This is a genomic window from Streptomyces sp. V4I23 (assembly GCF_030817975.1).
GTDB lineage: Bacteria > Actinomycetota > Actinomycetes > Streptomycetales > Streptomycetaceae > Streptomyces.
Map to the genome: position 1 here is coordinate 5801300 of NZ_JAUSZW010000004.1, position 24149 is coordinate 5825448.

At 71.1% G+C, this 24149-nt stretch carries 20 protein-coding genes, 1 pseudogene and 1 riboswitch; of the genes and pseudogenes, 16 read left to right on the top strand and 5 right to left on the bottom strand.

Annotated elements, in window-relative coordinates; translation table 11 throughout:
- Nucleotides 1–75: 75 nt before the first annotated feature.
- Nucleotides 76–1332 carry an Ig-like domain-containing protein gene (locus QFZ82_RS28670; protein ID WP_307715899.1) on the top strand — a complete coding sequence of 419 codons (1257 nt, stop codon included), beginning with the start codon at nt 76–78 and terminating at the stop codon, nt 1330–1332.
- Nucleotides 1333–1381: 49 nt separating this feature from the next.
- On the opposite strand, the gene QFZ82_RS28675 is transcribed toward QFZ82_RS28670, so the two are convergent.
- Nucleotides 1382–1786 (bottom strand): hypothetical protein, encoded by a 405-nt coding sequence (locus QFZ82_RS28675; protein ID WP_307715900.1) that lies wholly within the window; start codon nt 1784–1786, stop codon nt 1382–1384.
- A gap of 177 nt (nt 1787–1963) precedes the next feature.
- Here QFZ82_RS28675 and QFZ82_RS28680 point away from each other — a divergent pair, with 177 nt between their 5' ends.
- The 6 genes from QFZ82_RS28680 to QFZ82_RS28705 all read left to right on the top strand — a co-directional run bounded on the left by QFZ82_RS28680 (nt 1964) and on the right by QFZ82_RS28705 (nt 9213).
- Entirely contained in the window at nt 1964–2575 is a 612-nt protein-coding gene (locus tag QFZ82_RS28680) for a heme-copper oxidase subunit III (protein WP_177152828.1), read from the top strand.
- A 92-nt stretch (nt 2576–2667) separates the two neighbouring features.
- Nucleotides 2668–3477: a c-type cytochrome gene (locus tag QFZ82_RS28685; RefSeq protein WP_307715901.1), complete on the top strand. Its 810-nt coding sequence runs from the start codon at nt 2668–2670 to the stop codon at nt 3475–3477.
- On the top strand, nt 3474–4550 hold the full coding sequence (locus QFZ82_RS28690) for a ubiquinol-cytochrome c reductase iron-sulfur subunit (RefSeq protein ID WP_307715902.1): 1077 nt from the start codon (nt 3474–3476) through the stop codon (nt 4548–4550). Before QFZ82_RS28685 ends, QFZ82_RS28690 begins: the two co-directional genes overlap by 4 nt.
- Nucleotides 4547–6172, top strand: coding sequence for a cytochrome bc complex cytochrome b subunit (locus tag QFZ82_RS28695; RefSeq protein ID WP_307715903.1), 1626 nt, complete (start codon nt 4547–4549; stop codon nt 6170–6172). The genes QFZ82_RS28690 and QFZ82_RS28695 overlap by 4 nt, the downstream gene beginning before the upstream one ends.
- Before the next feature lie 125 nt (nt 6173–6297).
- Entirely contained in the window at nt 6298–7362 is a 1065-nt protein-coding gene (gene trpD, locus QFZ82_RS28700) for an anthranilate phosphoribosyltransferase (protein ID WP_307715904.1), read from the top strand.
- A gap of 104 nt (nt 7363–7466) precedes the next feature.
- Nucleotides 7467–7584, top strand: a riboswitch (SAM riboswitch).
- 207 nt (nt 7585–7791) lie between these two features.
- On the top strand, nt 7792–9213 hold the full coding sequence (locus QFZ82_RS28705) for an aminotransferase class V-fold PLP-dependent enzyme (protein WP_307715905.1): 1422 nt from the start codon (nt 7792–7794) through the stop codon (nt 9211–9213).
- 72 nt (nt 9214–9285) lie between these two features.
- Here QFZ82_RS28705 and QFZ82_RS28710 read toward each other — a convergent pair whose 3' ends face one another.
- Nucleotides 9286–9567, bottom strand: a complete 282-nt coding sequence (locus QFZ82_RS28710; RefSeq protein ID WP_031069742.1) for an Lrp/AsnC family transcriptional regulator — start codon at nt 9565–9567, stop codon at nt 9286–9288.
- Nucleotides 9564–10299 (bottom strand): annotated as a pseudogene (locus QFZ82_RS28715) (rhomboid family intramembrane serine protease). The gene QFZ82_RS28710 and the pseudogene QFZ82_RS28715 overlap by 4 nt, the downstream one beginning before the upstream one ends.
- A gap of 185 nt (nt 10300–10484) precedes the next feature.
- Here QFZ82_RS28715 and QFZ82_RS28720 point away from each other — a divergent pair.
- From QFZ82_RS28720 to QFZ82_RS28740, 5 genes are all read left to right on the top strand, one after another.
- A complete protein-coding gene (locus QFZ82_RS28720; protein ID WP_177152820.1) occupies nt 10485–10727 on the top strand; it encodes a hypothetical protein in 243 nt (80 codons plus the stop codon).
- A gap of 38 nt (nt 10728–10765) precedes the next feature.
- Nucleotides 10766–12130: an NYN domain-containing protein gene (locus QFZ82_RS28725; RefSeq protein WP_307715906.1), complete on the top strand. Its 1365-nt coding sequence runs from the start codon at nt 10766–10768 to the stop codon at nt 12128–12130.
- A gap of 317 nt (nt 12131–12447) precedes the next feature.
- Entirely contained in the window at nt 12448–13473 is a 1026-nt protein-coding gene (locus QFZ82_RS28730; RefSeq protein ID WP_307715907.1) for an NlpC/P60 family protein, read from the top strand.
- A 234-nt stretch (nt 13474–13707) separates the two neighbouring features.
- Nucleotides 13708–14739 carry an NlpC/P60 family protein gene (locus tag QFZ82_RS28735; protein ID WP_307715908.1) on the top strand — a complete coding sequence of 344 codons (1032 nt, stop codon included), beginning with the start codon at nt 13708–13710 and terminating at the stop codon, nt 14737–14739.
- 49 nt (nt 14740–14788) lie between these two features.
- Nucleotides 14789–16021, top strand: coding sequence for a hypothetical protein (locus QFZ82_RS28740; protein WP_307715909.1), 1233 nt, complete (start codon nt 14789–14791; stop codon nt 16019–16021).
- On the opposite strand, the gene QFZ82_RS28745 is transcribed toward QFZ82_RS28740, so the two are convergent.
- The gene (locus tag QFZ82_RS28745; protein WP_307715910.1) at nt 15978–17252 is read right to left on the bottom strand and encodes a glycosyltransferase 87 family protein; all 1275 of its coding nucleotides are present in this window, start codon (nt 17250–17252) and stop codon (nt 15978–15980) included. The genes QFZ82_RS28740 and QFZ82_RS28745 overlap by 44 nt on opposite strands.
- 88 nt (nt 17253–17340) lie before the next feature.
- Here QFZ82_RS28745 and QFZ82_RS28750 point away from each other — a divergent pair, with 88 nt between their 5' ends.
- Nucleotides 17341–18483, top strand: a complete 1143-nt coding sequence (locus QFZ82_RS28750; protein WP_307715911.1) for a glycosyltransferase family 4 protein — start codon at nt 17341–17343, stop codon at nt 18481–18483.
- A gap of 798 nt (nt 18484–19281) precedes the next feature.
- Here the strand turns inward: QFZ82_RS28750 and QFZ82_RS28755 are convergent.
- The gene (locus QFZ82_RS28755; RefSeq protein WP_307715912.1) at nt 19282–21078 is read right to left on the bottom strand and encodes a long-chain fatty acid--CoA ligase; all 1797 of its coding nucleotides are present in this window, start codon (nt 21076–21078) and stop codon (nt 19282–19284) included.
- 302 nt (nt 21079–21380) lie between these two features.
- Here QFZ82_RS28755 and QFZ82_RS28760 point away from each other — a divergent pair, with 302 nt between their 5' ends.
- The 3 genes from QFZ82_RS28760 (at nt 21381) to QFZ82_RS28770 (ending at nt 24085) form a co-directional block, all read left to right on the top strand.
- On the top strand, nt 21381–22136 hold the full coding sequence (locus QFZ82_RS28760) for a metallophosphoesterase (protein WP_307717872.1): 756 nt from the start codon (nt 21381–21383) through the stop codon (nt 22134–22136).
- Nucleotides 22137–22280: 144 nt separating this feature from the next.
- Nucleotides 22281–22730, top strand: coding sequence for an SRPBCC family protein (locus tag QFZ82_RS28765; protein ID WP_307715913.1), 450 nt, complete (start codon nt 22281–22283; stop codon nt 22728–22730).
- Nucleotides 22730–24085, top strand: a complete 1356-nt coding sequence (locus tag QFZ82_RS28770) for an ArsA family ATPase (protein ID WP_307715914.1) — start codon at nt 22730–22732, stop codon at nt 24083–24085. Before QFZ82_RS28765 ends, QFZ82_RS28770 begins: the two co-directional genes overlap by 1 nt.
- The last annotated feature ends 64 nt before the right edge of the window (nt 24086–24149 follow it).

A 24149-nucleotide genomic window follows, 5' to 3' on the forward strand; every position in this document is an offset into this window, starting at 1 on the left:
AAGGAGGCGGATCCGGGCCCCTCGTTTGGAGTCATCCAGCGCGCCGCTGGTGACAAGCGTTCATAGCGTGTGCTCATGAACCACACGCCGCACTTCCGCACCGTTCTCAGCTGCACTCTGGTGGTCGTGACCCTCGGGGTGGTCGCGACAGCGTGCGGCGAGCCCGACGGCCATCCCCTCGCCGCACAGCCCTACGACGCGGCGCGGCAGGTCAGCTTCAACGCCGACGCCGGGGACCACAAGGTGGACCCCGACAAGCCCCTCGAGGTCACCACCAAGAGCCGCACCGGCCGCATCACCGACGTCACCGTCACCGACGACGCCCGGCGCTACCTCGCCGGAGAACTCGCCGCCGACGGCCTGCGCTGGCGCTCCACCGCGCCCCTCGCCGCCGGCGCCCGCTACACGATGCGGGTCGCCACGGAGGACGAGGACGGCGCGCCCGGCCTGCGTGTGCTCACCTTCGAGACGAAGCCCGCCAAACGCTTCCTGACCGCCGAGTTCGGCCCGAAGTCGGGCACGTACGGCGTGGGCCAGCCGGTCACCGCCAAGCTCAGCACGGCCGTCAAGGGCAACGAGGCGAGGCGGGTCGTCGAACGCGCCCTGAAGGTCAGCTCCAAGCCCGCCGTGGAGGGCTCCTGGTACTGGGTGGACGACAAGACGCTCCACTACCGCCCGAAGGATTACTGGCCCACAGGAACGGTCGTCAACGCGACCAGCAACCTCGCGGGGGTGAAGGTCGAGAACAAGATCTACGGCGGCCGCTCCGAGCCGCTGAGGCTCACCATCGGCGACCGCATCGAGGCCATAACCGACGCCGCGTCGCACTCCATGGTGGTCAAGCGCAACGGAGAAGTGATCAATACCATGCCGGTGACCACCGGCAAGCCCGGCTTCGCCACGCGCAACGGCATCAAGGTCGTGCTCGGCAAGGAGTCGTTCGTCCGGATGCGCAGCACCACCATCGGCATCGCCGATGGCAGCTCGGAGTCGTACGACCTGCCCGTCTACTGGGCGACCCGCGTCACCTGGAGCGGTGAATACGTCCACGCGGCGCCCTGGTCCGTCGGATCACAGGGCTTCGCCAACGTCAGCCACGGCTGCACCGGGATGTCCACCGCCAACGCCGCCTGGTTCTTCAATACGGTCCGGGAGGGCGACATCGTCGAGGTCGTCAACAGCTACGGCGACATAATGGACACCTTCGGGAACGGCTTCGGCGACTGGAACCTGTCCTGGGACAAGTGGCGCGAGGGCAGCGCCCTGACCGGTGGCACGCCCCAGGAGACCGGCAGCGCCGCCGTAGCCGCCCGCCTCAGGCCGGCTGTCTAGAAGGTGGTCCCGTTCTGCGTCCGGAGCTCGGGCGGCGCCGGCGGCCCGCTCAGGCGGCGTGGTGGGAGAGCCGGCGGCGCAGCAGCGACGCCAGCGCCTCGGCGAACTCCACCGGCTCCACCGGGAGCGTCACCGCCGCCTCAGCGCGGCTCCAGGTCGCCAGCCAGGCGTCCTGCGGGCGGCCGATGAGCAGCAGCACGGGCGGGCAGTCGAAGATCTCGTCCTTGATCTGCCGGCACACGCCCATGCCGCCCGCGGGAACGGCCTCGCCGTCCAGCACGCACACGTCGATGCCGCCCTCGTCGAGCGCCTTGAGCACGGCGGGCATGGTCGCGCACTCCACGAACCGCACCGGCGGCACGTCGGCGGCCGGCCTGCGACCCGTTGCCAACCTGACCTGCTCGCGGGTATTGGCATCGTCGCTGTAGACCAGGACCGTGGCGCTCGACTGCATGGTTCCTCCGCCTCGTACGAACAGAGCTTGTGGCGCGGATGCTACTCCTCCCGACTGGCTGTCAACACCGGTTCGGACATGGCTTCGATGGGCCGTTCGGGCTGGACAAGTGCCACTGACACACCGAACGGCACCCCCCGGAGTGAGGGCGGGATAAGCGACCGACATAATGTCGGCGTGGCGACAGCAACGACAGTAGAAACCGGGCACGCGCACCCGTCGGTCAATCGGCCGAACCTCACCAGCGTCGGAACCATCATCTGGCTGAGTTCCGAGCTGATGTTCTTCGCGGCCCTCTTCGCGATGTACTTCACCCTGCGATCGGTGACGGGTGCCGAGTTCTGGGCAGAGAAAGCCGATGCGCTGAACTTCCCGTTCTCGGCGACGAACACCACGATCCTGGTGCTCTCCTCCCTCACGTGCCAGCTCGGCGTCTTCGCCGCCGAGCGCGGCGACGTGAAGAAGCTCCGCACCTGGTTCGTGATCACCTTCGTGATGGGTGCGATCTTCATCGGCGGTCAGGTCTTCGAGTACACGGAGCTGGTCAAGCACGAGGGGCTCTCCCTCTCGTCCGACCCGTACGGCTCCGTGTTCTACCTGACCACCGGCTTCCACGGCCTCCACGTGACGGGCGGTCTCATCGCCTTCCTGCTGGTTCTCGGCAGGACGTACGCGGCCAGGAGATTCACCCACGAGCAGGCAACCGCCGCCATCGTCGTGTCCTACTACTGGCACTTCGTCGATGTCGTCTGGATCGGCCTCTTCGCCACGATCTACATGATCAAGTAATCGGCGCGGGCGGCACGCACCGAGCGGAAGCCGCCTGAAGCAGACATAGTCCAGAAGCATCGACGCAGAAGATCCTGACACCGGGGTAATCCGTGAAAAAGCTCTCCGCACGACGACGCCATCCGCTGGCGGCGGTCGTCGTCCTACTCCTCGCGCTGGCGGCCACTGGGGGGCTGTACGCCGCGTTCGCACCCGCGGACAAGGCGCAGGCCGATGTAACCGCCCAGTCCCTCGCCATCAAGGAGGGCCAGAAGCTCTACACCGTCGGCTGCGCCAGCTGCCACGGAACCGGCGGTCAGGGCACCTCCGACGGCCCGCCTCTGGTCGGCGTCGGCTCCGCCGCTGTCGACTTCCAGGTCGGCACCGGACGCATGCCCGCCCAGCAGCCCGGCGCGCAGGTGCCGAAGAAGAAGGTCATCTACACCCAGAAGGAGATCGACCAGCTCGCTGCGTACGTCGCCTCCCTGGGTGCCGGCCCGATCACGCCGACCGAGAAGGACTACAGCCCCGAGGGCGCGGACATCGCCAAGGGTGGCGATCTGTTCCGCACCAACTGTGCGCAGTGCCACAACTTCACCGGTGAGGGCGGCGCCCTGACCGACGGCAAGTACGCCCCGAGCCTCGAAGGCGTCAGCGCGAAGCATCTCTACGAGGCCATGCAGACCGGCCCGCAGAACATGCCGTCCTTCCCCGACACCACGATGCCCCAGCAGCAGAAGCGGGACATCATCGCGTACGTCAACTCCGTGAACGGTGACGAGACCCCGACCCCCGGCGGCTTCGCCCTCGGTGGCCTCGGCCCCGTGAGCGAGGGTCTGTTCGGCTGGATCTTCGGTCTGGGTTCGCTGATCGCTGTTGCCGTCTGGGTTGCGGCCCACACCGCTAAGGCCAAGAAGTCATGAGTAGCCAAGAGAATTCAGAAGAGAACCTGCCGGCAGGGCAGGGCACCGCGCACGACGCGGCTCACGGAGGCGGCACGGCCGTCGCACAGCGTGACGAGGACCCGTTCGCCGACCCCGGACTGCCGGCCCACAAGCCGCGCGTCCAGGACATCGACGAGCGTGCGGCCAAGCGCTCCGAGCGCACCGTCGCCTTCCTGTTCACGCTGTCGATGCTCTCCACGATCGGCTTCATCGCCTCGTTCGTGATCTTCGACGTCAAGACGATCGTCTACATCTGGCCGCTCGGTCACATCAGCGCGCTGAACTTCGCGCTGGGTGTGACCCTGGGTCTCGCGCTCTTCTGCATCGGCGCCGGCGCCGTGCACTGGGCGCGCACCCTGATGTCCGACGTCGAGGTCGCCGACGACCGGCACGCGATCGAGGCCGCGCCCGAGGTCAAGGCCAAGGTCATGTCGGACTTCGCCGACGGTGCGCGTGAGTCCGCGATCGGCCGCCGCAAGCTGATCCGCAACACCATGTTCGGCGCGCTGGCCATGGTGCCGCTCTCCGGTGTGGTGCTGCTGCGCGAGCTCGGCCCGCTGCCCGAGGACAAGCTCCGCCACACGCTGTGGGCCAAGGGCAAGACCCTCATCAACATGAACACGAACGAGCCGCTCCGTCCCGAGGACGTCGCGGTCGGGTCGCTGACCTTCGCCATGCCCGAGGGCCTGGAGGAGAGCGACCACGAGTTCAACACCGAGATCGCCAAGGCCGCCCTGATGCTCGTCCGCATTCAGCCGGAGGACATCAAGGACAAGCGCGAGCTCGAGTGGTCGCACGACGGCATCGTCGCCTACTCGAAGATCTGCACCCACGTCGGCTGCCCGGTCAGCCTGTACGAGCAGCAGACGCACCACGTCCTCTGCCCGTGCCACCAGTCCACCTTCGACCTCTCCGACGGCGCCCGCGTCATCTTCGGCCCGGCCGGTCACCCCCTTCCGCAGCTGCGGATCGGTGTGAACGCCGAGGGCAACCTCGAGGCGCTCGGCGACTTCGAAGAGCCTGTCGGTCCTGCCTTCTGGGAGCGCGGATGAGTACACAGACGGATACGCAGAAGAAGGCGCCCGCCGGCGAGCGGGTGGCCGACTGGGCGGACGGCCGGCTCGGGATCTACTCCCTGGCCAAGGCCAACATGCGGAAGATCTTCCCGGACCACTGGTCCTTCATGCTGGGTGAGATCGCGCTCTACAGCTTCATCATCATCATCCTCACGGGTGTGTACCTGACGCTGTTCTTCCACCCGAGCATGAACGAGATCGAGTACCACGGCTCGTACGTGCCGATGCAGGGCATCCGCATGACAGAGGCGTACGCCTCGACCCTGGACATCAGCTTCGACGTCCGCGGTGGTCTGCTCATCCGGCAGATCCACCACTGGGCCGCGCTGATCTTCCTCGCCGCCATGTTCGTGCACATGATGCGCGTGTTCTTCACCGGCGCGTTCCGCAAGCCGCGTGAGATCAACTGGCTGTTCGGCTTCCTGCTGTTCGTCCTCGGCATGTTCACCGGTTTCACCGGTTACTCGCTGCCCGACGACCTGCTCTCCGGCACCGGTGTCCGCTTCACGCAGGGCGCGATCCTGTCCACGCCGATCGTCGGCACGTACATCTCGATGTTCCTGTTCGGCGGCGAGTTCCCCGGCCACGACATGGTGGCCCGGTTCTACTCGATCCACATCCTGCTGCTGCCGGGCATCATGCTCGGCCTCGTGGTGGCGCACCTGATCCTGGTCTTCTACCACAAGCACACGCAGTTCGCGGGCCCCGGCCGCACGAACAAGAACGTCGTCGGCATGCCCCTGCTGCCGGTGTACATGGCCAAGGCCGGAGGCTTCTTCTTCCTGGTCTTCGGTGTCATCGCGATCATCGCCGGCCTGTTCACGATCAACCCGGTGTGGGCGCTCGGCCCGTACCGCCCGGACCAGGTGTCCACCGGTGCCCAGCCCGACTGGTACATGGGCTTCGCCGAGGGTCTGATCCGTGTGATGCCGGGCTGGGAGATCAACCTGTGGGGTCACACGCTCGTCCTGGGCGTGTTCATCCCGCTGGTCCTCTTCGGTCTGGTCCTCGGGGCGATCGCCGTCTACCCGTTCATCGAGTCCTGGATCACCGGCGACAAGCGCGAGCACCACATCCTGGACCGCCCGCGCAACGCGCCGACCCGTACCGCCCTGGGCGTCGCCTGGGTCACCGGCTATGTGATCATGCTGCTCGGCGGTGGAAACGACATCTTCGCCACGCACTTCCACCTGTCGATCAACTCGATCACCTGGTTCGTCCGGATCACCTACTTCGTCGGACCGGTTCTCGCCTTCATCATCACGAAGCGGATCTGCCTGGGTCTGCAGCGGCGTGACAAGGAGAAGGTGCTGCACGGACGCGAGTCCGGCATCATCAAGCGCCTGCCGCACGGTGAGTTCGTCGAGATCCACGAGCCGCTGTCGCAGGCCGACCGGTACAAGCTGACCGCGCACGAGCAGTACAAGCCCGCCGAGATCGGCCCGACGGTCGACGAGAACGGTGTGCGCCGCAAGATCGGCCGTATGGAGAAGCTGCGCGTCAAGCTCAGCAAGGGCTACTACGGCGGCGACAACCAGGTCGCCAAGCCCACGGTCGACGAGTACAAGGAGATCACCAGCGGCCACGGCCACCACTGATCACCTGACCTGTCGGTCGCCACAGCGCGGGCCCCGTCCATCGAATGGACGGGGCCCTTCGCTGTGCCCCGGGGCTGGATAGGGTGGGTGCCATCCTTATCGGCTTGTGGACCCAGGAGTGGACCATGAACGTTGTGACCCCGGTTGGCGGCGACAGCGTGGCGGCCCACTCCTGGCCGAGCGTGCTGAACGCCCTCCTCGACAACCGCGACCAGAGTGCCGACGCCACCGCGTGGGCCATGGACCGCATCCTCAGCGGCGAGGCCACCGACGCGCAGATCGCCGGCTTCGCGGTGGCCCTGCGGGCCAAGGGCGAGACCGTCGAGGAGATCTCGGGCCTCGTACGGACCATGTACGAGCACGCCAACCTCATCGAGGTCCCCGGCCCCAGTGTCGACATCGTCGGCACCGGCGGCGACGGCGCGAAGACGGTCAACATCTCCACCATGTCCGCGATCGTCGTCGCCGGTACGGGCGCGAAGGTGGTCAAGCACGGCAACCGGGCCGCCTCGTCGGCGAGCGGGGCCTCGGACGTCCTGGAGAAGCTCGGCGTCAATCTGGAGCTGACCCCGCAGCGCGTGGCCGAGGTCGCCGAGGAGGCCGGGATCACCTTCTGCTTCGCGGTGAAGTTCCACCCGGCACTGCGCCATGTCGCCATGGCCCGCAAGGAACTCGGCATCCGCACCGTCTTCAACTTCCTGGGCCCGCTCACCAACCCGGCCAAGGTCAGGGCCCAGGCCACCGGCGTCGCCGACGCCCGGATGGCGCCCATCGTCGCCGGCGTCCTCGCCGAGCGCGGCTCCTCCGCGCTGGTGTTCCGCGGCGACGACGGGCTGGACGAGCTCACCACGACCGCGACGTCCCGCGTGTGGAGGGTCCGGGACGGCGAGGTGACCGAGGAGGCGTTCGACCCGCGGGACCTCGGTATCGACCTGGTGCCCGTGGAGGCCCTGCGCGGCGCCGACGCCTCGTACAACGCCGACGTGGCGCGCCGCCTGCTCGGCGGCGAGACCGGCCCGGTGCGGGACGCCGTCCTGCTCAACTCGGCGGCAGCGCTGGCGGCGCTGGAGCCGACCGACGGCACGCTGAACGAACAGCTGGCGGCCGGTATCGCGCGGGCGGCGCAGTCGATCGACTCGGGCGCGGCGCGGGCGGCGCTGGAGCGCTGGGTGACGGCGAGCAACGCGTGACGTCCGGCGGAACGACGCACCACGGGTGAGTCCGGCAAGGGCGCGGTCCACTATGCGGACCGCGGCCTTGCGCCATCCGAGACGTATGGCAGGATGCTCTCCAAGGTCATGAGTGACAGCGATTACGGCCCCGGCCCGCTGTCCGGCAACCCTCCGTCCGTGGCGGGGTGCCCCGGGTGAAGACCAGGCCGCAGGCAGCGAGGTCTGTGGCAAGCGCGGACCCCTTCCAGCCCTGGGGTCCTGGTCCTCGAGGAGCTGTCTCGTGAGCAAGCGAATGCGATAGGGCGTTCCGCCCCTTCTTCACCACACCTCCGTGCGGGATGTCCGCGCGTCGAGGTCTTTCCCCGTACGCCGTTGCACAGCTGCGCTGTTGCGCCGTCGCGGGGCCTGTCGAAGCCAACTCGCCTTTTCCTGCCGGGAGATACCGTCATGTCCGCACGCCCTGTCGCCGCCGCCGCCACCGCCACCGCCTCCGCCGCCGCCACCGCCTCCGCCGCTGCCGCCGCCGACTGCGACCCCTGCTGCTCCGCGCCGCTGCCCGTCCTCGGCCGGGACGTCACCGTCCCGCTCGTGACCGGCGGCGAGGTCACGTACGCCGCCCTCGACTACGCGGCCAGCGCCCCGGCGCTCCAGCGCGTGTGGGACGACGTCGCCGCGTACGCCCCCTACTACGGCAGCGTGCACCGGGGCGCCGGATACCTCTCGCAGCTGTCCACCGACCTGTTCGAGAACAGCCGGGCCACCGTCCACTCCTTCCTCGACTGCCGGGACGGTGACCAGGTCGTCTTCACCCGCTCCACCACGGACTCGCTGAACCTGCTCGCCGCCGTGCTCCCCACCGACTGCCAGGTCTTCGTCTTCGAGACCGAGCACCACGCGTCGCTGCTGCCGTGGAGTGATGCGCGCGTGACGTACCTGAATGCGCCGCGCACCCCGGAAGAGGCGGTACGGACGCTGGAGCACGCGCTCGCCGAGCGCGACCCTTACGGTCCGGCGCTGGTGTGCGTGACCGGTGCGTCGAACGTGACCGGTGAGCTGTGGCCCGTGAAGGAACTCGCCGCCGCTGCCCATGCGCACGGTGCGCGCATCGTGCTGGACGCCGCCCAGCTCGCGCCCCACCACCTCGTGTCCGTACGGGAGTTGGACGTCGACTGGGTCGCGTTCTCGGGGCACAAGCTGTACGCGCCGTTCGGTTCCGGCGTGCTGGCCGGCCGCGCCGACTGGCTCCAGGACGCGGAGCCGTACCTGGCGGGCGGCGGCGCGTCGCGGAAGGTGGCGCGGCGCGCGGACGGCGGCGTGGACGTCGAGTGGCACACGACGGCCGCGCGCCACGAGGCCGGTTCGCCGAACGTGATCGGCGTCTACTCGATCGCGTCCGCCTGCAAGGCGCTCACGGAGGCCGGCTTCGACACGCTGGTCGAGCGCGAGCAGCACCTGATCGCGAAGGTGCGCGAGGGGCTGGCGGAGGTGCCGCAGGTCCGCGTCCTGTCGCTCTTCGGCGACGACGCGCCGCGCGTCGGCGTCATCTCGTTCGTGGTGGACGGCTGGAACAGCTCGCACTTCGCGGCGGCGCTGTCGGCGGAGTACGGGATCGGCGTCCGGGACGGCCTGTTCTGCGCCCACCCGCTGGTGCGCACGCTGCTCGGCAGCGACCCGCAGGAGGTCGGCGAGTGCGGTGCGCCGGAGGCGGAGCCGGGGGAGCAGTCGCTGAACGCGATCCGCGTGAGCTTCGGCGCGGGCACGCCGGACGAGCATGTGGAGCGTTTCGTGGGGGCGGTGCGGGAGCTGGTGCGCGAGGGCGCGAAGTGGACGTACCGCACGGAGGACGGCCGCTGCGTCCCCGCGGTCTGAGTCAGGGGGCGGCGCAGCCGGGTGCGCCGCCCTCCCCCATAGCCCTGCGGGCATGGGAGGTGCCCCCAAGCGCTACGCGTCGAGGCCGATCGCGAACGCAGCCTCCAGATCGTGCTGCGAGTACGTGCGGAACGCCACGTGCGTGTCCGTCGCCTCGACGCCCGGGATCTTGCTGATGCGGCCCGGAATCACGTCCGCCAGGTCGTCGTGCTTCGCCACGCGCACCATGGCGATCAGGTCGTACGTGCCGGTCACGGAGAAGACCTCGCTGACGCTGTCCAGCGCCGCGATCGACTCGGCGATCTCGGGGATGCGGTCCACACTGGTCTTGATGAGCACGATCGCGGTGATCACGGTTGGCTTTCTCCCTCGGTGGCCGCTGCAGATGTCCTCACTCTAGTCCCACCCCGGAATCGGCCCCAGGCGTAGAGGAAGCCCGCCGAGAACCCCGCGAGGTGCGCCAGGTACGCGACCCCCGGGCCGCTGCCGCGCCTTCTGGGCCGCCAGCCACTGAAGGACGAACCAGAAGATCAGCACCGCCCACGCCGGGAATCGCAGCGGCAGGAAGAAGAGGAACGGGTACAGGCTCGTCACCCGCGCCTTCGGGAACAGGAACAGGAACGCGCCCAGCACTCCCGAGATCGCCCCGGACGCGCCCACCAGCGTCTGCGCGGATTCCGCGTTGGCCACCGCGTACGCGAGCAGGGCCACGTAGCCGGCGCCCAGGTAGAAGAGGGCGAACTCCGCACGCCCCATGCGTTCTTCGGCCATCGTGCCGAAGACGTAGAGGAAGAGCATGTTCCCCAGCAGGTGCAGCCAGCTGCCGTGGATGAACAGGGCGGTGAAGGGCGTCAGGAGCGCGCGGGGCGATCCGGTCAGGAGGTCCGCCGGGATCACGCCCCAGCGTTCGAAGTACGCCTCCTGCGCCGCGAGCAGGGCGTCGCCGAGCCCGTGGGAGGGGTCGAGGCCGGAGACCGGGCTGACGACGAAGATCGCGCAGCACAGTGCGATCAGGCCGTAGGTGACGACCGGCCCCTTCGCCGCCTCCCGGACCATGTCCCGTGCCCTGCCCCACCTACTGATCATGGACAGAGCATGGCGTAGCGGGACCGAACGGTACAGAGTGCCTCGCCGTGACCACGGCGCCCTCCCTCGAGCTCCGGTCCGCGTGAGCATCGGGTGCCCCCATGCCCGTAGGGTTACAGGCAGTACATCCGCAGTTCGAGGGCGCACCGCGGCACAGGACCCGCACGACGGAAGAGGACGGCACGATGACGACGGTTCCCTGGCCTACCGCCGAGACCAGGTGGCGCTGCACACTCTGCGGCAACCTCACACGCTTCGACGTGACGCGCTCGTCCAAGGTCGTCGAGTACGTCCATCTGGACCTTGCCGGCGAGCCGACCGTCGAGGAGCGCGAGGTGGTCAGTGAGACCATCGAGTCGGTCCGCTGCCGCTGGTGCAACGCGGTGGACCAGATCGAGCTGGTGGACAGGCCGGGCGCCGCTTCCTGAGGGAGAGCGGCCCGCAAGGGTGGTAGGGGTGACGGATCGTGGAGCAGCCCGCGAGTGGCGCGGAGCCGGCCGGTGCGGCCGGTGACGCCGCCGAGGCGCTCGACCGCCCGCTGCCCGAAGGGGTGCGGCGCCGCGTCGTCGCGCTCGTCTCGGACGCGTTCGGCGGCCTGACCGTCGCCGAGCTGCCGCCGCAGCTGAGGCAGTACGCCCGGTTCACCCCCACCCGCCGGGGCAAGTTCGCCGGCAACGCGATGGCCGCCGCGCTGGAGAGCGACACGCTCTTCAGGCAGCGGATCGCCGAGCGGCTGGCCAAGGCGGAGCCCGAGCTCGCCCGGGCCCTGGAGTCCGGAGCCCCGCCCGCCGCCGCCGACCCGGTCGACGTGGCCGCCGCCGCGTACGTGCTGCGCCCCACCGGATGGGTGAAACTCGTCGCCGCGGCCGGCGAGGAGGCCCAGCGTGCGGACGCCGAGCGCGCCGACGAGGCCGGCCGGCGTGAACTGGAGCGGCTGCGCGAGGAACTGGCGGCGGCGCGCGGCCAGATCAGGGCCGAGACCGAGCGGCTGCGCGCCGAGCTCGACGGCGCCCGCAAGGAGAACGACTCCCTGGGGCGCAAGCTGCGCAGCGCGCAGGCCGATGTGAAGCGCGGCGAGGCCGCCCTGCGCCGTACGGTCGCCGAGATCGACGCGATCAGGGCGCAGGCCGCGGCCCAGGTGTCGGCGGCGGAGAGCGAGAGCCGCCGGCTCAAGGCCCGCCTGGCCGAGGCCGAGGCGGCGGTGGAGGCCGGGCGGCGGGCCGCCCGCGAGGGGCGTTCCATCGAGGACATGCGGCTGCGGCTGCTGCTCGACACCGTGCTGGACGCGGCCCAGGGGCTGCGCCGCGAGCTGGCGCTGCCGCCCGCCGGGGTGCATCCCGCCGACACGGTCGACGCCGTCGAGCCGGGGCGGATGTCGCCCAAGGACATCGCGGCCCGTGCCCTCTCGGAGACCGACCCCGCGCTGCTGGACCAGTTGCTGGCGCTGCCCCAGGCGCACGTCGTCGTCGACGGCTACAACGTCACCAAGACCGGCTATCCGACGATGCCGCTGGAGAAGCAGCGGCTGCGGCTGCTCGGCGGGCTGTCGGTGCTCGCCGCGCAGACCGGCGCGGAGGTCACCTGTGTGTTCGACGGCGCCGAACTGGCCGCGCCGGTGCTGCTGGCGCCGCCGCGCGGGGTGCGGGTGCTGTTCTCCAAGCCGGGGGTCACCGCGGACGAGCTGATCCGTCAGCTGGTGCGCGCGGAGCCGCCGGGCCGGCCGGTGGTGGTCGTGTCGACCGACCGCGAGGTCGCCGACGGCGTGGCCAAGGCGGGTGCCCGCCCGGTCCCGTCCGTCTTGTTGCTGAAGCGGCTTTCGCGGCTGTCGTAACTCCCGTCGCAAATGACCGAATTGAATCGGTACTGCTGGGACGGTGTGTCAAGTGACCATTACTACGCGTGTGATGTGAGTAAAGAATGCGCGCGGCGGCCGAGTTTTTCCGATGAGGATTTGAACTGATCACAAGAAGGTCACTAGGGTCGGGCCTCGAACCTTCGCGCGGTTGATCGTCCACCCGGGACGACAGCGAAGGAACCGCCGAGTTCGCATAGTTCGCCCCTTTTCCCCCAAGGGATCCGATGTGCGGACGCCGGGGATTGAACCCCCCACAGCCCGGTAGGCGGCTGAGGAAGAAGGAGCTCGCCTCCGTGGCGTCCCACCGTCGTCCCAAGCAGCCGAGCCGCACCCGTGTGACCGTGCTCACCGCGACCGCCGCTGCCGCTGTCGCGCTGACCGCCCAGACCGCCCATGCCGAACCGAAGCCGAGCAAGAGCGAGGTCAAGGCGAAGGTCGACAAGCTCTACGAAGAGGCGGAGCACGCCACCGAGCAGTACAACGGGGCCAAGGAGAAGCAGGACAAGCTCGACGACCAGATCGACGCGCTGCAGGACAAGGTGGCGCGCGGTCAGGAAGAGCTCAACACCCTGCGGGACAGCCTGGGTTCGGTCGCGAGCGCCCAGTACCGCTCCGGCGGCATCGACCCCTCGGTCCAGCTCTTCCTCTCCGGCGACCCGGACACCTACCTCGAGAAGGCATCCGCGCTGGACCAGCTCGGCGCCAAGCAGACCGAGGCGATCCAGGAGATCCAGGCCAAGCAGCGCGCGCTCGCGCAGCAGCGCCAGGAGGCCCAGGGCAAGCTCAAGGACCTGGCGGAGACCCGTCAGGAGCTCGGCGCCAAGAAGAAGGAAGTCCAGGGCAAGCTCGCCGCCGCGCAGAAGCTGCTCAACACCCTCACCGCCGCCGAGCGCGCCGCGCTCGCCGCCGACGAGACCCGCGCCAACCGCGCCAGTGCGCGCGCCGACCTCGGCAACGCCGTCCCCGCATCGCAGCGTGCCGCCGCCGCGTTCTCGGCCGCCCAGTCCAAGATCGGCTCGCCGTACGTCTACGGCGCCTCCGGCCCGAGCTCCTTCGACTGCTCCGGCCTCACCTCCTGGGCGTACGCACAGGCCGGTGTCTCCATACCGCGCACCTCGCAGGCCCAGGCCAGCGCCGGTACGCGCATTTCCTCGCAGAGCCAGCTCCAGCAGGGCGACCTGGTCTTCTTCTACGGCGACCTGCACCACGTCGGCTTCTACGCCGGCAACGGGCAGGTGCTGCACGCGCCCAAGCCGGGTGCCAGCGTGCGGTACGAGTCCATCAACAACATGCCGTACATGTTCGGCGTGCGTATCTGACCCGCGCGCAACCATGACGAATCGTTCGACGGGCTTTCACACCCGGCCGAACGGGGGAATTCCGTCATAACCCGCTGACACTCCGCCCCGCCGGTGACCTGTGCTCTCCGGCGGGGCGTCACTGTGTGTGCTCGCAGTCGGCGTTGGCCGCCTCGGGGCCGCACGGCTACTCTCTGCCGCGCAAGATTCCCAGTCCTTCGAGCTCTGCGAAGTGTGCGGAAGGGAGCGCGGCACGTGGTGTCCCACCGCCGACCCTCACAGACCGGTCTCACCGCGAGTGCCCGGATCACCGCCCTGTCCGCCGCGGCGGCGACGGCGGCCGCGGCCTTCGGAGCGGCGCCCGCGGGCGCCGATCCCCAGGAGTCCCCCCAGGCCACCCGGGCCGAGGTCGACCAGCTCTACGAGGAGGCCGAGAAGGCCACCGAGCGCTTCAACGAGGCGGGCGAGAGGGTCGAGCGGCTGCGCGAACGCGTGGCGCGAGCCCAGGACAGCGTCGCCCGCGGCCAGGAGCGCATCAACCGCATGCGCGAGGCACTCGGCTCCGTGGCAGGCGCCCAGTACCGCTCCGGCGGACTCGACCCGGCGGTGGAGCTGTTCCTGTCCGCCGACCCGGACACCTACCTCGAACACGCCGCCGTCCTGGACCGCGTCGGCGAACGCCAGTCGGCCGCCCTGGAGGACCTGCGCGGCGAACAGCGCGACCTGGGGCAGCAACAGGCCGAGGCCGCCAGGGACCTCGCCGAACTGGAACGCAGCCGATCCGCCGTGGCCCGCCACAAACGCGTCGTCGAGCGCAAGCTCTCCGAGGCGCGCAGGCTGCTGAACGCCCTGCCGGACGAGGAGCGCGCCGACTTCGACCGCGCCTCGCGAGCGGGCCGCGACGGCGCCCTGCCGGAGCTGACGGGCCTCGCACCCGCCTCGGCGCATGCGGCCCTCGCCGCGCTCGCCGCCCGCGGTGCGGTCGGCCGGCCCTATGTGTGGGGCGCCAACGGCCCTTCGGGCTTCGACTGTTCGGGCCTTGTGCAGTGGTCGTACGCACAGGCCGGGGTCGGCCTGCCGCGCACCTCGCAGGCGCAGGCGAACGCGGGCCGCCGCGTCCCGCTGTCCGAGGCGCGGCCCGGCGACATCGTCACCTACCGCGGCGACGCCAGCCACGTCGGGATGTATATGGGAAACGGCCAGGTGGTCCACGCCCCCTACCCGGGCGCGACGGTGCGCTACGACCCCGTCGGCATGATGCCCGTGCACGCGGTCACCCGGGTCTGACGCCGCACTCCCCGTACCGTTCCGGCGTGCGTTCCGTACGATCGGCAGGGTGGCAGGTCAGGGGCGCGCACAGCGCACACCGGCAGGGCGCACGGCGGGCCTCGGGCTCGCCGTGCTCGTGCTCGCGTCCGCCTGCACGATCGCCCAGAGGCCGGTGGACCCCACCGTGGACGCGATCCAGCAGACCCTGGACGACAGGGGCGAAGCCGTCGTCGAGGGGGACCGCACCGGCTATCTGGCGACGCTGGACCCCGGCGCGACGGCCCTGCGGGAGCGGCAGGGCAGGGAGTTCGCCAACATGGCCGACATCCCCTTCCACTCCTGGGAGTACCGCATCAAGGGCGTACGCCATCAGGGGGACCGTGCCGTCGCCGACACCGAGCTGCACTACCGCGTCGACGGCTACGACAGCGCCTCCGTCGCGGCCGACCGCATCCTGGAGCTCGTCGAGCGCGACGGCCGCTGGTACGTGGTCGCGGACGAGCCGGGCACGGGCGCCCCGCAGCAGCTGTGGCAGCAGGGCGACGTGCGCGTCGTGCGGGGCAGCCACAGCCTGGTCCTCGGCGTCGGCCAGGACGACAAGCGGCTGCGGGAGCTCGCGGCGGCCGCCGACCGGGCCGTGCCCGCCGTCAGGAACGCCTGGCCGTCGAAGTGGACCGGCCGGGTGGTCGTCCTCGTCCCGTCGTCCGTCGAGGCCATGGGCCGGCTGCTGGGCGCCCCGGCCGCCGGATACCGGGGCATCGCCGCGGTCACCACGGGCGAGACGGGCCGCGAGGACGGCTCGGCCGCCGACCGGGTGATCGTCAACCCGGAGGCGTACGGCCTGCTGGGCGACTTCGGGCGGCGCATCGTCCTCACCCACGAGACCACCCATGTGGCGACCCGCGCCGACACCTCGGCCGCCACCCCGATGTGGCTCTCCGAGGGCTTCGCCGACTGGGTCGCCTACCGGGGAACGGGCCGCACGGCCGAGGAGACCGCGCCCGAGCTGCGGGACGCGGTGCGCGGAGGCGACGTTCCCGGGGCCCTGCCCGACGACGAGGGCTTCGCGTTCGGCGGGGAGGCCGACGCCCTGGCACGGGCCTACGAGGGCGGCTGGCTGGCCTGCGACCTGATCGCGGACCGCTGGGGCGAGGACGAGCTCAGGGAGTTCTACCGGACCGTCGGCGAGGCGGAGCACCGGGAGGGCGCGGTCGAACGGGCCCTGGGCGAGGTGCTGGGCGTCACGGCGGACGAGTTCACCGCGCGGTGGCAGAACCATCTGCGCGAGCGCCTGGGCTGACGGCGACGCCCCTCGCCTGCCGGGCCGGGACGGTGGCCCGCCACAGGCGCCGGCAGGCGACGAGCGTCGCGGCCACCAGCAGTCCGTTGCGCAGGAGGAGCAGCGCGATGCCGACGCGGTCACTCGCCACGACGTGCGCGAACCACACGGGGAACTCCAGCGCCGTGACCGCGGTCGCGGCGAGTGTGAGCAGCGCGGGCCGCACCATCCGGGTCTCGCGCCGCACCAGGCACACCGCGGCGAGCCCCACCAGCCAGACCAGGTACTGCGGGCTGATCACCCGGCTCGTGACGGTGAACAGCAGAACGGCCGCGAACGCGGCGTCGCACGGCGTCGCCGGGTCCCACTCCCTGGCCCGCAGGCGCCACACCACCAGCCAGCCGAGGGCGAGGACGCTCAGCGCCAGCGAGAGCCCGCTGACCAGCGGGACATGGGGGCCGACGAACTCGACCGAGCCGTAGTTCAGCAGCACCTGTCCCTGCCAGCCGAAGTGCCGGGCGACATGGAAGACGAGCGCGCCCAGTGACTCGACCTCGGTGCCCCGGTCGCGCTGGTACGTCAGGAAGTCCAGTGCGCCCGGCAGGGCGGCGGTGAACGCCAGCGCCAGGCCCGCGCCCGTCGCCGCCGCCGTGCCCCAGGCGCGCCGCGCCGCGCGCCCGCGCGGCACGCCCACGAGCAGCAGCACCGGCCACACCTTGAGCAGCGCGCCGAAGCCCGCGAGCGCCCCCAGGGCGCACGGCCGGCTGCGGCCTTCCCCCAGAGCCTCCGGCCTGGGAGGTGCCCCCAGCAGAGCGGCGACGGCGACGGCGGTGACCATCAGGTCGTAGCGGGCGTAGGCGGTCGGCCCGAGCAGGGGCACGCCCACCACCCACACCCAGGTGCCGCGCCGCTCGGTCCCGCCCCTCTCCGCGTACCGCAGCAGCCCGAGGACCAGCAGGTCGCACACCAGGACGAGGACGAAGAAGGAGGTGGCGTAGCCGAGGCCCGGCACGAGACCGGGCGCGAGGACGGCGAGCGCGGCGGCGGGCGGGTACTGCCAGGTGACGTCGTCCCGCGGAAACGTCCCGGTGCGCAGCACCTCGTGCCAGCCCTGGTAGATCACCGAGACGTCGCTCGTGACATCGGGCCCGGGCAACGTGATCACCTTGAGGACGCACAGCAGCAGCGCCGTACGGGTCAGGACCCACACCGCGAGCGGGGCGCCCGAGCCCCGTGCCGCCGCCTTCGGCATCGCGTCCCCTTCGTCGGCAGTGGCTGCCCATCATGCCGCGCGGGGCCGTGCGGGACGCGGAGGAGACCGTTCGGTACTGTCGGCGGCGATGCACAAGACGCTGATCGTGACGAACGACTTCCCGCCGCGGCCCGGCGGCATCCAGGCATTCCTGCACAACATGGCGCTGCGGCTCGACCCCGGGCAGCTCGTCGTCTACGCCTCCACCTGGAAGCGCGGGCGGGAGGGCGCGGAGGCGACCGCCGCCTTCGACGCGGAGCAGCCGTTCACCGTCGTACGCGACCGTACGACGATGCTCCTGCCCACGCCGCGGGTCACCCGGCGGGCCGTCGAACTGCTGCGGGAGCACGGCTGCGAGTCGGTGTGGTTCGGTGCCGCGGCCCCGCTCGGCCTGATGGCGCCGGCCCTGCGCAGGGCCGGCGCGCGACGGATCGTGGCCACCACGCACGGACACGAGGCGGGCTGGGCGCAGCTGCCCGCGTCGCGGCAGCTGCTGCGACGGATCGGCGAGGGCACGGACACGATCACCTATCTGGGCGAGTACACCCGCTCGCGGATCGCCCGGGCGCTGACGGCGGAGGCCGCCGGGCGCATGGTCCAACTGCCGCCCGGCGTCGACGAGAAGACCTTCCACCCCGGCTCGGGCGGCGACGAGATCCGCGGCCGGCTCGGGCTGAGCGACCGGCCCGTGGTCGTCTGCGTCTCGCGTCTGGTGCCCCGCAAGGGGCAGGACACGCTGATCCTCGCGATGCCCGCGATCCTGGCGAGGGTCCCGGACGCGGTGCTGCTGATCGTGGGCGGCGGCCCGTACGAGAAGGACCTGCGCAAGCTGGCCGCCGAGACGGGTGTCGCCGACTCGGTGCGCTTCACCGGCGCCGTGCCGTGGTCGGAACTCCCGGCGCACTACGGGGCGGGCGACGTATTCGCCATGCCGTGCCGTACGCGCAGGGGCGGCCTCGACGTGGAGGGTCTCGGGATCGTCTACCTGGAGGCGTCGGCGACCGGACTGCCGGTGGTGGCCGGGGACTCCGGCGGCGCGCCGGACGCGGTCCTCGACGGCGAGACGGGCTGGGTGGTGCGCGGTGGCTCACCCGAGGACGCGGCGGAACGGATCACGACGCTGCTCGACGACGCGGAGCTGCGGAGGCGGATGGGGGAGCGGGGCCGTGCATGGGTGGAGGAGCGGTGGCGCTGGGATCTGCTGGCGGAGAGGCTGAGGGCGCTGCTCTGAGGCGCGGGCGCTTCGTTTCCCCCACCCCGCCCCACCTCATCCCGAACCGGGCTCCGCCCGGACCTGTACCGGGCTCCGTGCGGTGTCCTCAATCTCCCCCTACGGCCTGGCGGCCGTGGGAGGGGGCTCCGGACAGGCTGAGTTGCCGCTGCGCGGCGGTCTCTCTGTGCCGCGCTTCGCGTGGTGTCCTCGAACGGTGGAGTGGCTGCTTTGCCGCTGTCCAGCGCTGCTGGCTGCGCCGGGCACAACCAGCTCCACTGGGGGCACTTCCCACGGCCGCCAGGTCGTAGCGGAGTTCGAGGAGCGGGGTTCGGGGCGGAGCCCCAACGGCCGGGCCGCGCAGGGTGATTGACGTGCGAAGCGGGGGTGCGGATCTGCACGGGTCGCGCCGGGCAAACCCAACCCCGCCGCTGTCTGAGGCGCGCGGTCAGGGGTGGAGGCCCCAATGGCGTACCGGGCAATTCAGGCCCCGTTGGGGGGCCTCCTCACGGCCGCCAGGTCGTGGGAGGAGTCTGAGGCGCGGGGTTCGGGGCAGAGCCCCAACGGCCGGGCCGCGCAGGGTGATTGACGTGCGAAGCGGGGTGCGGATCTGCACGGGTCGCGCCGGGCAAACCCAACCCCGCCGCTGTCTGAGGCGCGCGGTCAGGGGCGGAGGCCTAATGGTGCGCCGGGCAAACCCGGCCCCGCTGGGGGCCTCCCACGGCCGCCAGGCCGTAGGGGGAGTTCGCGGCGCGGGGCTTGGGGCAGAGCCCCGACAGGCGCGCCCCCGGGCGGGGGCCCGGCGGCAAGGCGCCCTCGTCAGGAGGCGTAGATCGCTTCGATTTCGTCCGCGAAGTCCTTCGCCACCACATTCCGCTTCAGCTTCAGCGACGGCGTGATGTGCCCCGCCTCCTCCGTGAACTGCGTGGCCAGCACGCGGAACTTCCGTACCGACTCCGCCTTCGACACCGCCGCGTTGCCGTCGTCCACCGCCCTCTGGAGCTCCGCCAGCAGGTCCGTGTCGTCCCGCAGCGACGCCGCCGTCGAACCGGCCGGCTTGCCGTGGTCGGCGGCCCAGCGGGCCAGGAACTCCTCGTCGATCGTGACCAGCGCGCCCACGAACGGGCGGCCGTCGCCGACGACCATGCACTCCGCGACCAGCGCGTGCCCCCGGATACGGTCCTCTATCACCGCCGGGGCGACGTTCTTGCCGCCCGCGGTGACCAGGATCTCCTTCTTGCGGCCCGTGATCGCGAGGTAGCCGTCCTCGTCGAGGGTGCCGATGTCGCCCGTGTGGAACCAGCCGTCCGCCAGCGCCTCCGCCGTGGCCGCCTCGTTGTTCCAGTAGCCCGAGAAGACGTGCTCGCCGTGCAGCAGCACCTCGCCGTCGTCCGCGATCCGGACCACGGAACCGGGCAGCGGCTGACCGACCGTGCCGATCTTCTGCCGGTCCCACGGGTTGAACGCGGTCGCCGCGCACGACTCGGTCAGGCCGTAGCCCTCGAGCACCGTGAAGCCGATGCCGCGGAAGAAGTGTCCGAGCCGCTCGCCCAGCGGCGCGCCGCCGGAGATCGCGTACTCGCCGCGGCCGCCCAGCACCGCGCGCAGCTTGCTGAAGACGAGCTTGTCGAAGACCTTGTGCTTGACCCGCAGACCGATAGAGGGGCCCGAGGGCGTCGCCAGCGCGCGGCTGTACGCGATCGCCGTCTGCGACGCCTTGTCGAAGATCTTGCCCTTGCCGTCGGCCTGCGCCTTGGCACGCGCCGAGTTGTAGACCTTCTCGAACACGCGCGGCACGCCGAGGATCAGCGTCGGCCGGAAGGAGGCCAGCTCGTCGGTGAGGTTCTTGATGTCCGGCACGCAGCCGAGCTTGATCGGGGCCATCACGGAGGCCACCTCGACCAGCCGGCCGAAGACGTGCGCGGCGGGCAGGAACAGCAGCACCGAGCACTCACCCGTACGGAACAGCGGCTTCAGGCGCTCCACCACGTTGCCGCACTCGGCGAAGAACGCGCGGTGCGTGAGCACACAGCCCTTGGGGCGGCCGGTGGTGCCGGAGGTGTAGACGATGGTCGCCGGGTCGTCCGCCTTCGCGGTCGCGCCGCGCTCCTCGACCAGGTCGTCGGAGACGTCCGCGCCGGCCGCGGTCAGCTCGTCGACCGCGCCCTTCTCGATCTGCCAGACGTGCCGCAGCTCCGGCAGCGCCCCCCGTACCGACTCGACGGCGGCGGCGTGCGCGTCGCTCTCGACGACGACCGCGACCGCACCGGAGTCGCCGAGGATCCACTGGACCTGCTCGGGCGAGCTGGTCTCGTACACGGGCACGGTGACCGCGCCCGCGCTCCAGATCGCGAAGTCCAGCTGCACCCACTCGTACCGGGTGCGGGACATCAGCGCCACGCGGTCGCCGGGCCGGATGCCGGCGGCGATCAGGCCCTTGGCGGCGGCCACCACCTCGGCCAGGAACCGGGTGGCGGTGACGTCCGTCCACGTACCGGCGACCTTGCGGCCTATGACCGCGACATCGGGGTGCTGCGCGGCATTGCGGCGGATGAGATCCGTCAGATTGCCGTCCGTGGGGACCTCGTACAGGGCCGGAAGGCTGAACTCGCGCAAGACTGCTGCTCCTCATCGGGCGCCGGTGCCACGGCTCTGTGTGATGCACCGGTTGCGGTCCAAGATCGGGCAGGTGCTCGTGGGGGGGCGAGCACGACTGGACTGCCCGGACGTTACCCATCAGTACGCAGTTCCCGATAGGGGTTCCCGGCCAATGTTCCCTGCGTCACACGGCAATGGCTGGACACCGGGCAGACTATTCCACTCCGTCCCTGCCCCGAAAGTAACCGCAGCTCCGCCCCCTCTACCCGCGTCCCGCAGGGCGCTCTAGGGTGATCGCCATGCGAGGCATGCGAGTCAACGTGGTCAGCGACGTGCACGGCAATGCCGGAGATCTCGCCATCGCGGGCGACGGAGCCGACGCCCTCGTCTGCCTCGGCGACCTGGTGCTCTTCCTCGACTACGCCGACCACTCGCGCGGCATCTTCCCCGACCTCTTCGGTGTCGAGAACGCCGACCTCATCGTCGAACTGCGCACCGCCCGCCGCTTCGACGAGGCCCGCGACCTGGGCCGCAGGCTCTGGGCCGAGCTCGGCATCGACCGCGAGAGCGCCATCGAGTCCGCGGTGCGCCGCCAGTACGCCGACATCTTCGCGGCCTTCCCCACGCCGACGTACGCCACATACGGAAATGTCGACATCCCCGCCCTGTGGCCGGAGTTCGCCCGTCCCGGCACCACCGTCCTCGACGGCGAGCGGGTCGAGATCGGCGGCCGCGTCTTCGGCTTCGTCGGCGGGGGACTGCGCTCCCCGATGCGCACCCCCTACGAGATCTCCGACGAGGACTACGCCGCCAAGGTCGAGGCCCTGGGTGAGGTCGACGTCCTCTGCTCCCACATCCCGCCCGACGTCCCCGAGCTGGCGTACGACACCGTCGCCCGCCGCTTCGAACGCGGCAGCCGGGCCCTGCTCGAGGCGATCAGGCGCACCCGGCCCCGCTACGCCCTCTTCGGCCACGTCCACCAGCCGTTCGCCCGCCGGATGCGGATCGGCGCGACGGAGTGCGTGAACGTCGGGCACTTCGCGTCCACCGGCCGGCCCTGGTCGCTGACCTGGTGACCGGCCGGCGAGCCGGTGCGCCCGCACCGCGCGGCATGCCCCGCGCCGTCGGCCGGGCCCGCCGCCGCCGGGCGTTCCGCTCGCGATAGCCTGCTCACCACCACACCACCCCGGTCATCACCGCACTGTTGAGGAGCCGCAGCGATGGCGGAACACACCAGCTCGAGCATCACGATCGATGCGGCGCCGGCCGATGTCATGGGCGTGATCTCCGACTTCGCCCGCTACCCCGAGTGGACCGGCGAGGTGAAGGAGGCAGAGGTGCTCGCCACCGACGCCGAGGGCCGCGCCGAGCAGGTCCGCCTGGTCCTCGACGCGGGCGCGATCAAGGACGACCACACCCTGGCGTACACCTGGCACGGCGCGAACGAGGTCAGCTGGACCCTGGTGAAGTCGCAGATGCTGCGCTCCATCGACGGCTCGTACAGCCTCGCCCCCGTCGGCGGCGGCGACCGCACCGAGGTCACCTACCAGCTCACCGTCGACGTCAAGATCCCCATGCTCGGCATGATCAAGCGCAAGGCCGAGAAGGTCATCATCGACCGCGCCCTGGCCGGCCTGAAGAAGCGCGTCGAGAGCGGCGCGGGAGCCTGATGCGCCGGGTCCTCGTCACCGGGCTCGGCGGCGCGGGCCGCACCACCGTCGCGGCGGCCACGGCCCTCGCCGCGGCCGCGACGGGCCGCCGCACGCTCCTGCTGTCCGCGGAGGCGGACGCCGTCCTCGGCGTCCCGGTCACCGGCACGCCCGCCCGTCCGGCGCGGATCGCCGACGGACTGTGGGCCGGCCTCGTCGACGCCGGCGCCGACTTCCGCGCCGAGTTCCTCGACCTCCAGGAGCGCGCCTCGGCCGGACTCGACCTGCTCGGAGCGGCACGGCTCGAGGACGAGGAGCTCACCGAACTTCCCGGCAGCGACCAGTTCGCACTGCTGCGGGCCCTGACCGTCGCCTCCCGCGGCGACTGGGACGTCCTCGTCGTCGACATGCCGCCGCTGCGCGAGACCATCGCGCTGCTCGCCCTGCCCGAGCAGCTGCGCCGCTACCTGCGCCGCCTGCTGCCCGCCGAACGGCAGGCCGCCCGCGCGCTGCGCCCCATGCTCGCCCAGCTCGCCGGCGTGCCCATGCCCGCACAGTGGCTGTACGAGACCGCCGAGCGCTGGGACACGGAACTGGCCGGCGTCCAGTCCGTGATCGAGTCCGGGAACACCGCCCTCACCCTCGTCGCCGAGCCGGGCCCCGCGGCCGCGGACGCCCTGCGCACCGCCCGCGCCGGACTGGGCCTGTTCGGCCACCGTGTCGAGACAGTGGTGGCCAACCGCTGCGTCCCGGAAGGGGCCGAGGACCCGTTCGTGGCCTCGCTCGCCGCCCAGCAGGAGCGGTGCAGGAAGGAATGGGTGGCCACCTGGATACCGGCCGGCTCGGTCTGCCTGCTGCCGCACCTGGGCCGGGACCCCCGCGGCCTCGACGACCTCGCACGACTGCAGAAGGAGGCGAACCGCTGCTCCTTCGCGCACGCGTTCACCGAGAACCCGGAGGGCTACGACCTCGACGGACTCGTGGCGGCCCTGCACGGGGACCGGGAGGGACCCCGGCCGGGCCCGGGGCGGGTGGAGAACGTGTACGAGGAGGCCGTGCGCCGGCAGGAGTGGATCACCCCGCTCGCGGACACCGACACCATCTGGCACGACCGGGACGGCGAGATCCCGAAGGAGCCGGAGCCCGCCGACGACGGCACGCTGGTCTGGCACCTCGGCCTGCCCGGCGCCGTCAAGGAGCAGCTCACCCTCGTACGCCGGGGGGATGAACTCCTGATCACCGTCGGACCGTTCCGCCGGATCCTCCCGCTGCCGTCCGCGCTGCGCCGCTGCACGGTCGCCGGCGCGGGACTCAAGGACGACACCCTGAGCGTGCGGTTCACGCCGGACCCCGCCTTGTGGCCGCGGGCACGATGAACGCGGTACCGCCGTTCGGGTAACGTCGAGTACACGAACCCCTCAGCCCTGCCGCAGGAGTACG

Coding starts and splice junctions, on each gene's coding strand:
- QFZ82_RS28670 (WP_307715899.1), top strand. CDS start 76: ATGAACCACACGCCGCACTTCCGCACCGTTCTCAGCTGCACTCTGGTG.
- QFZ82_RS28675 (WP_307715900.1), bottom strand. CDS start 1,786: ATGCAGTCGAGCGCCACGGTCCTGGTCTACAGCGACGATGCCAATACC.
- QFZ82_RS28690 (WP_307715902.1), top strand. CDS start 3,474: ATGAGTAGCCAAGAGAATTCAGAAGAGAACCTGCCGGCAGGGCAGGGC.
- QFZ82_RS28695 (WP_307715903.1), top strand. CDS start 4,547: ATGAGTACACAGACGGATACGCAGAAGAAGGCGCCCGCCGGCGAGCGG.
- trpD (WP_307715904.1), top strand. CDS start 6,298: ATGAACGTTGTGACCCCGGTTGGCGGCGACAGCGTGGCGGCCCACTCC.
- QFZ82_RS28705 (WP_307715905.1), top strand. CDS start 7,792: ATGTCCGCACGCCCTGTCGCCGCCGCCGCCACCGCCACCGCCTCCGCC.
- QFZ82_RS28720 (WP_177152820.1), top strand. CDS start 10,485: ATGACGACGGTTCCCTGGCCTACCGCCGAGACCAGGTGGCGCTGCACA.
- QFZ82_RS28745 (WP_307715910.1), bottom strand. CDS start 17,252: ATGCCGAAGGCGGCGGCACGGGGCTCGGGCGCCCCGCTCGCGGTGTGG.
- QFZ82_RS28750 (WP_307715911.1), top strand. CDS start 17,341: ATGCACAAGACGCTGATCGTGACGAACGACTTCCCGCCGCGGCCCGGC.
- QFZ82_RS28765 (WP_307715913.1), top strand. CDS start 22,281: ATGGCGGAACACACCAGCTCGAGCATCACGATCGATGCGGCGCCGGCC.
- QFZ82_RS28770 (WP_307715914.1), top strand. CDS start 22,730: ATGCGCCGGGTCCTCGTCACCGGGCTCGGCGGCGCGGGCCGCACCACC.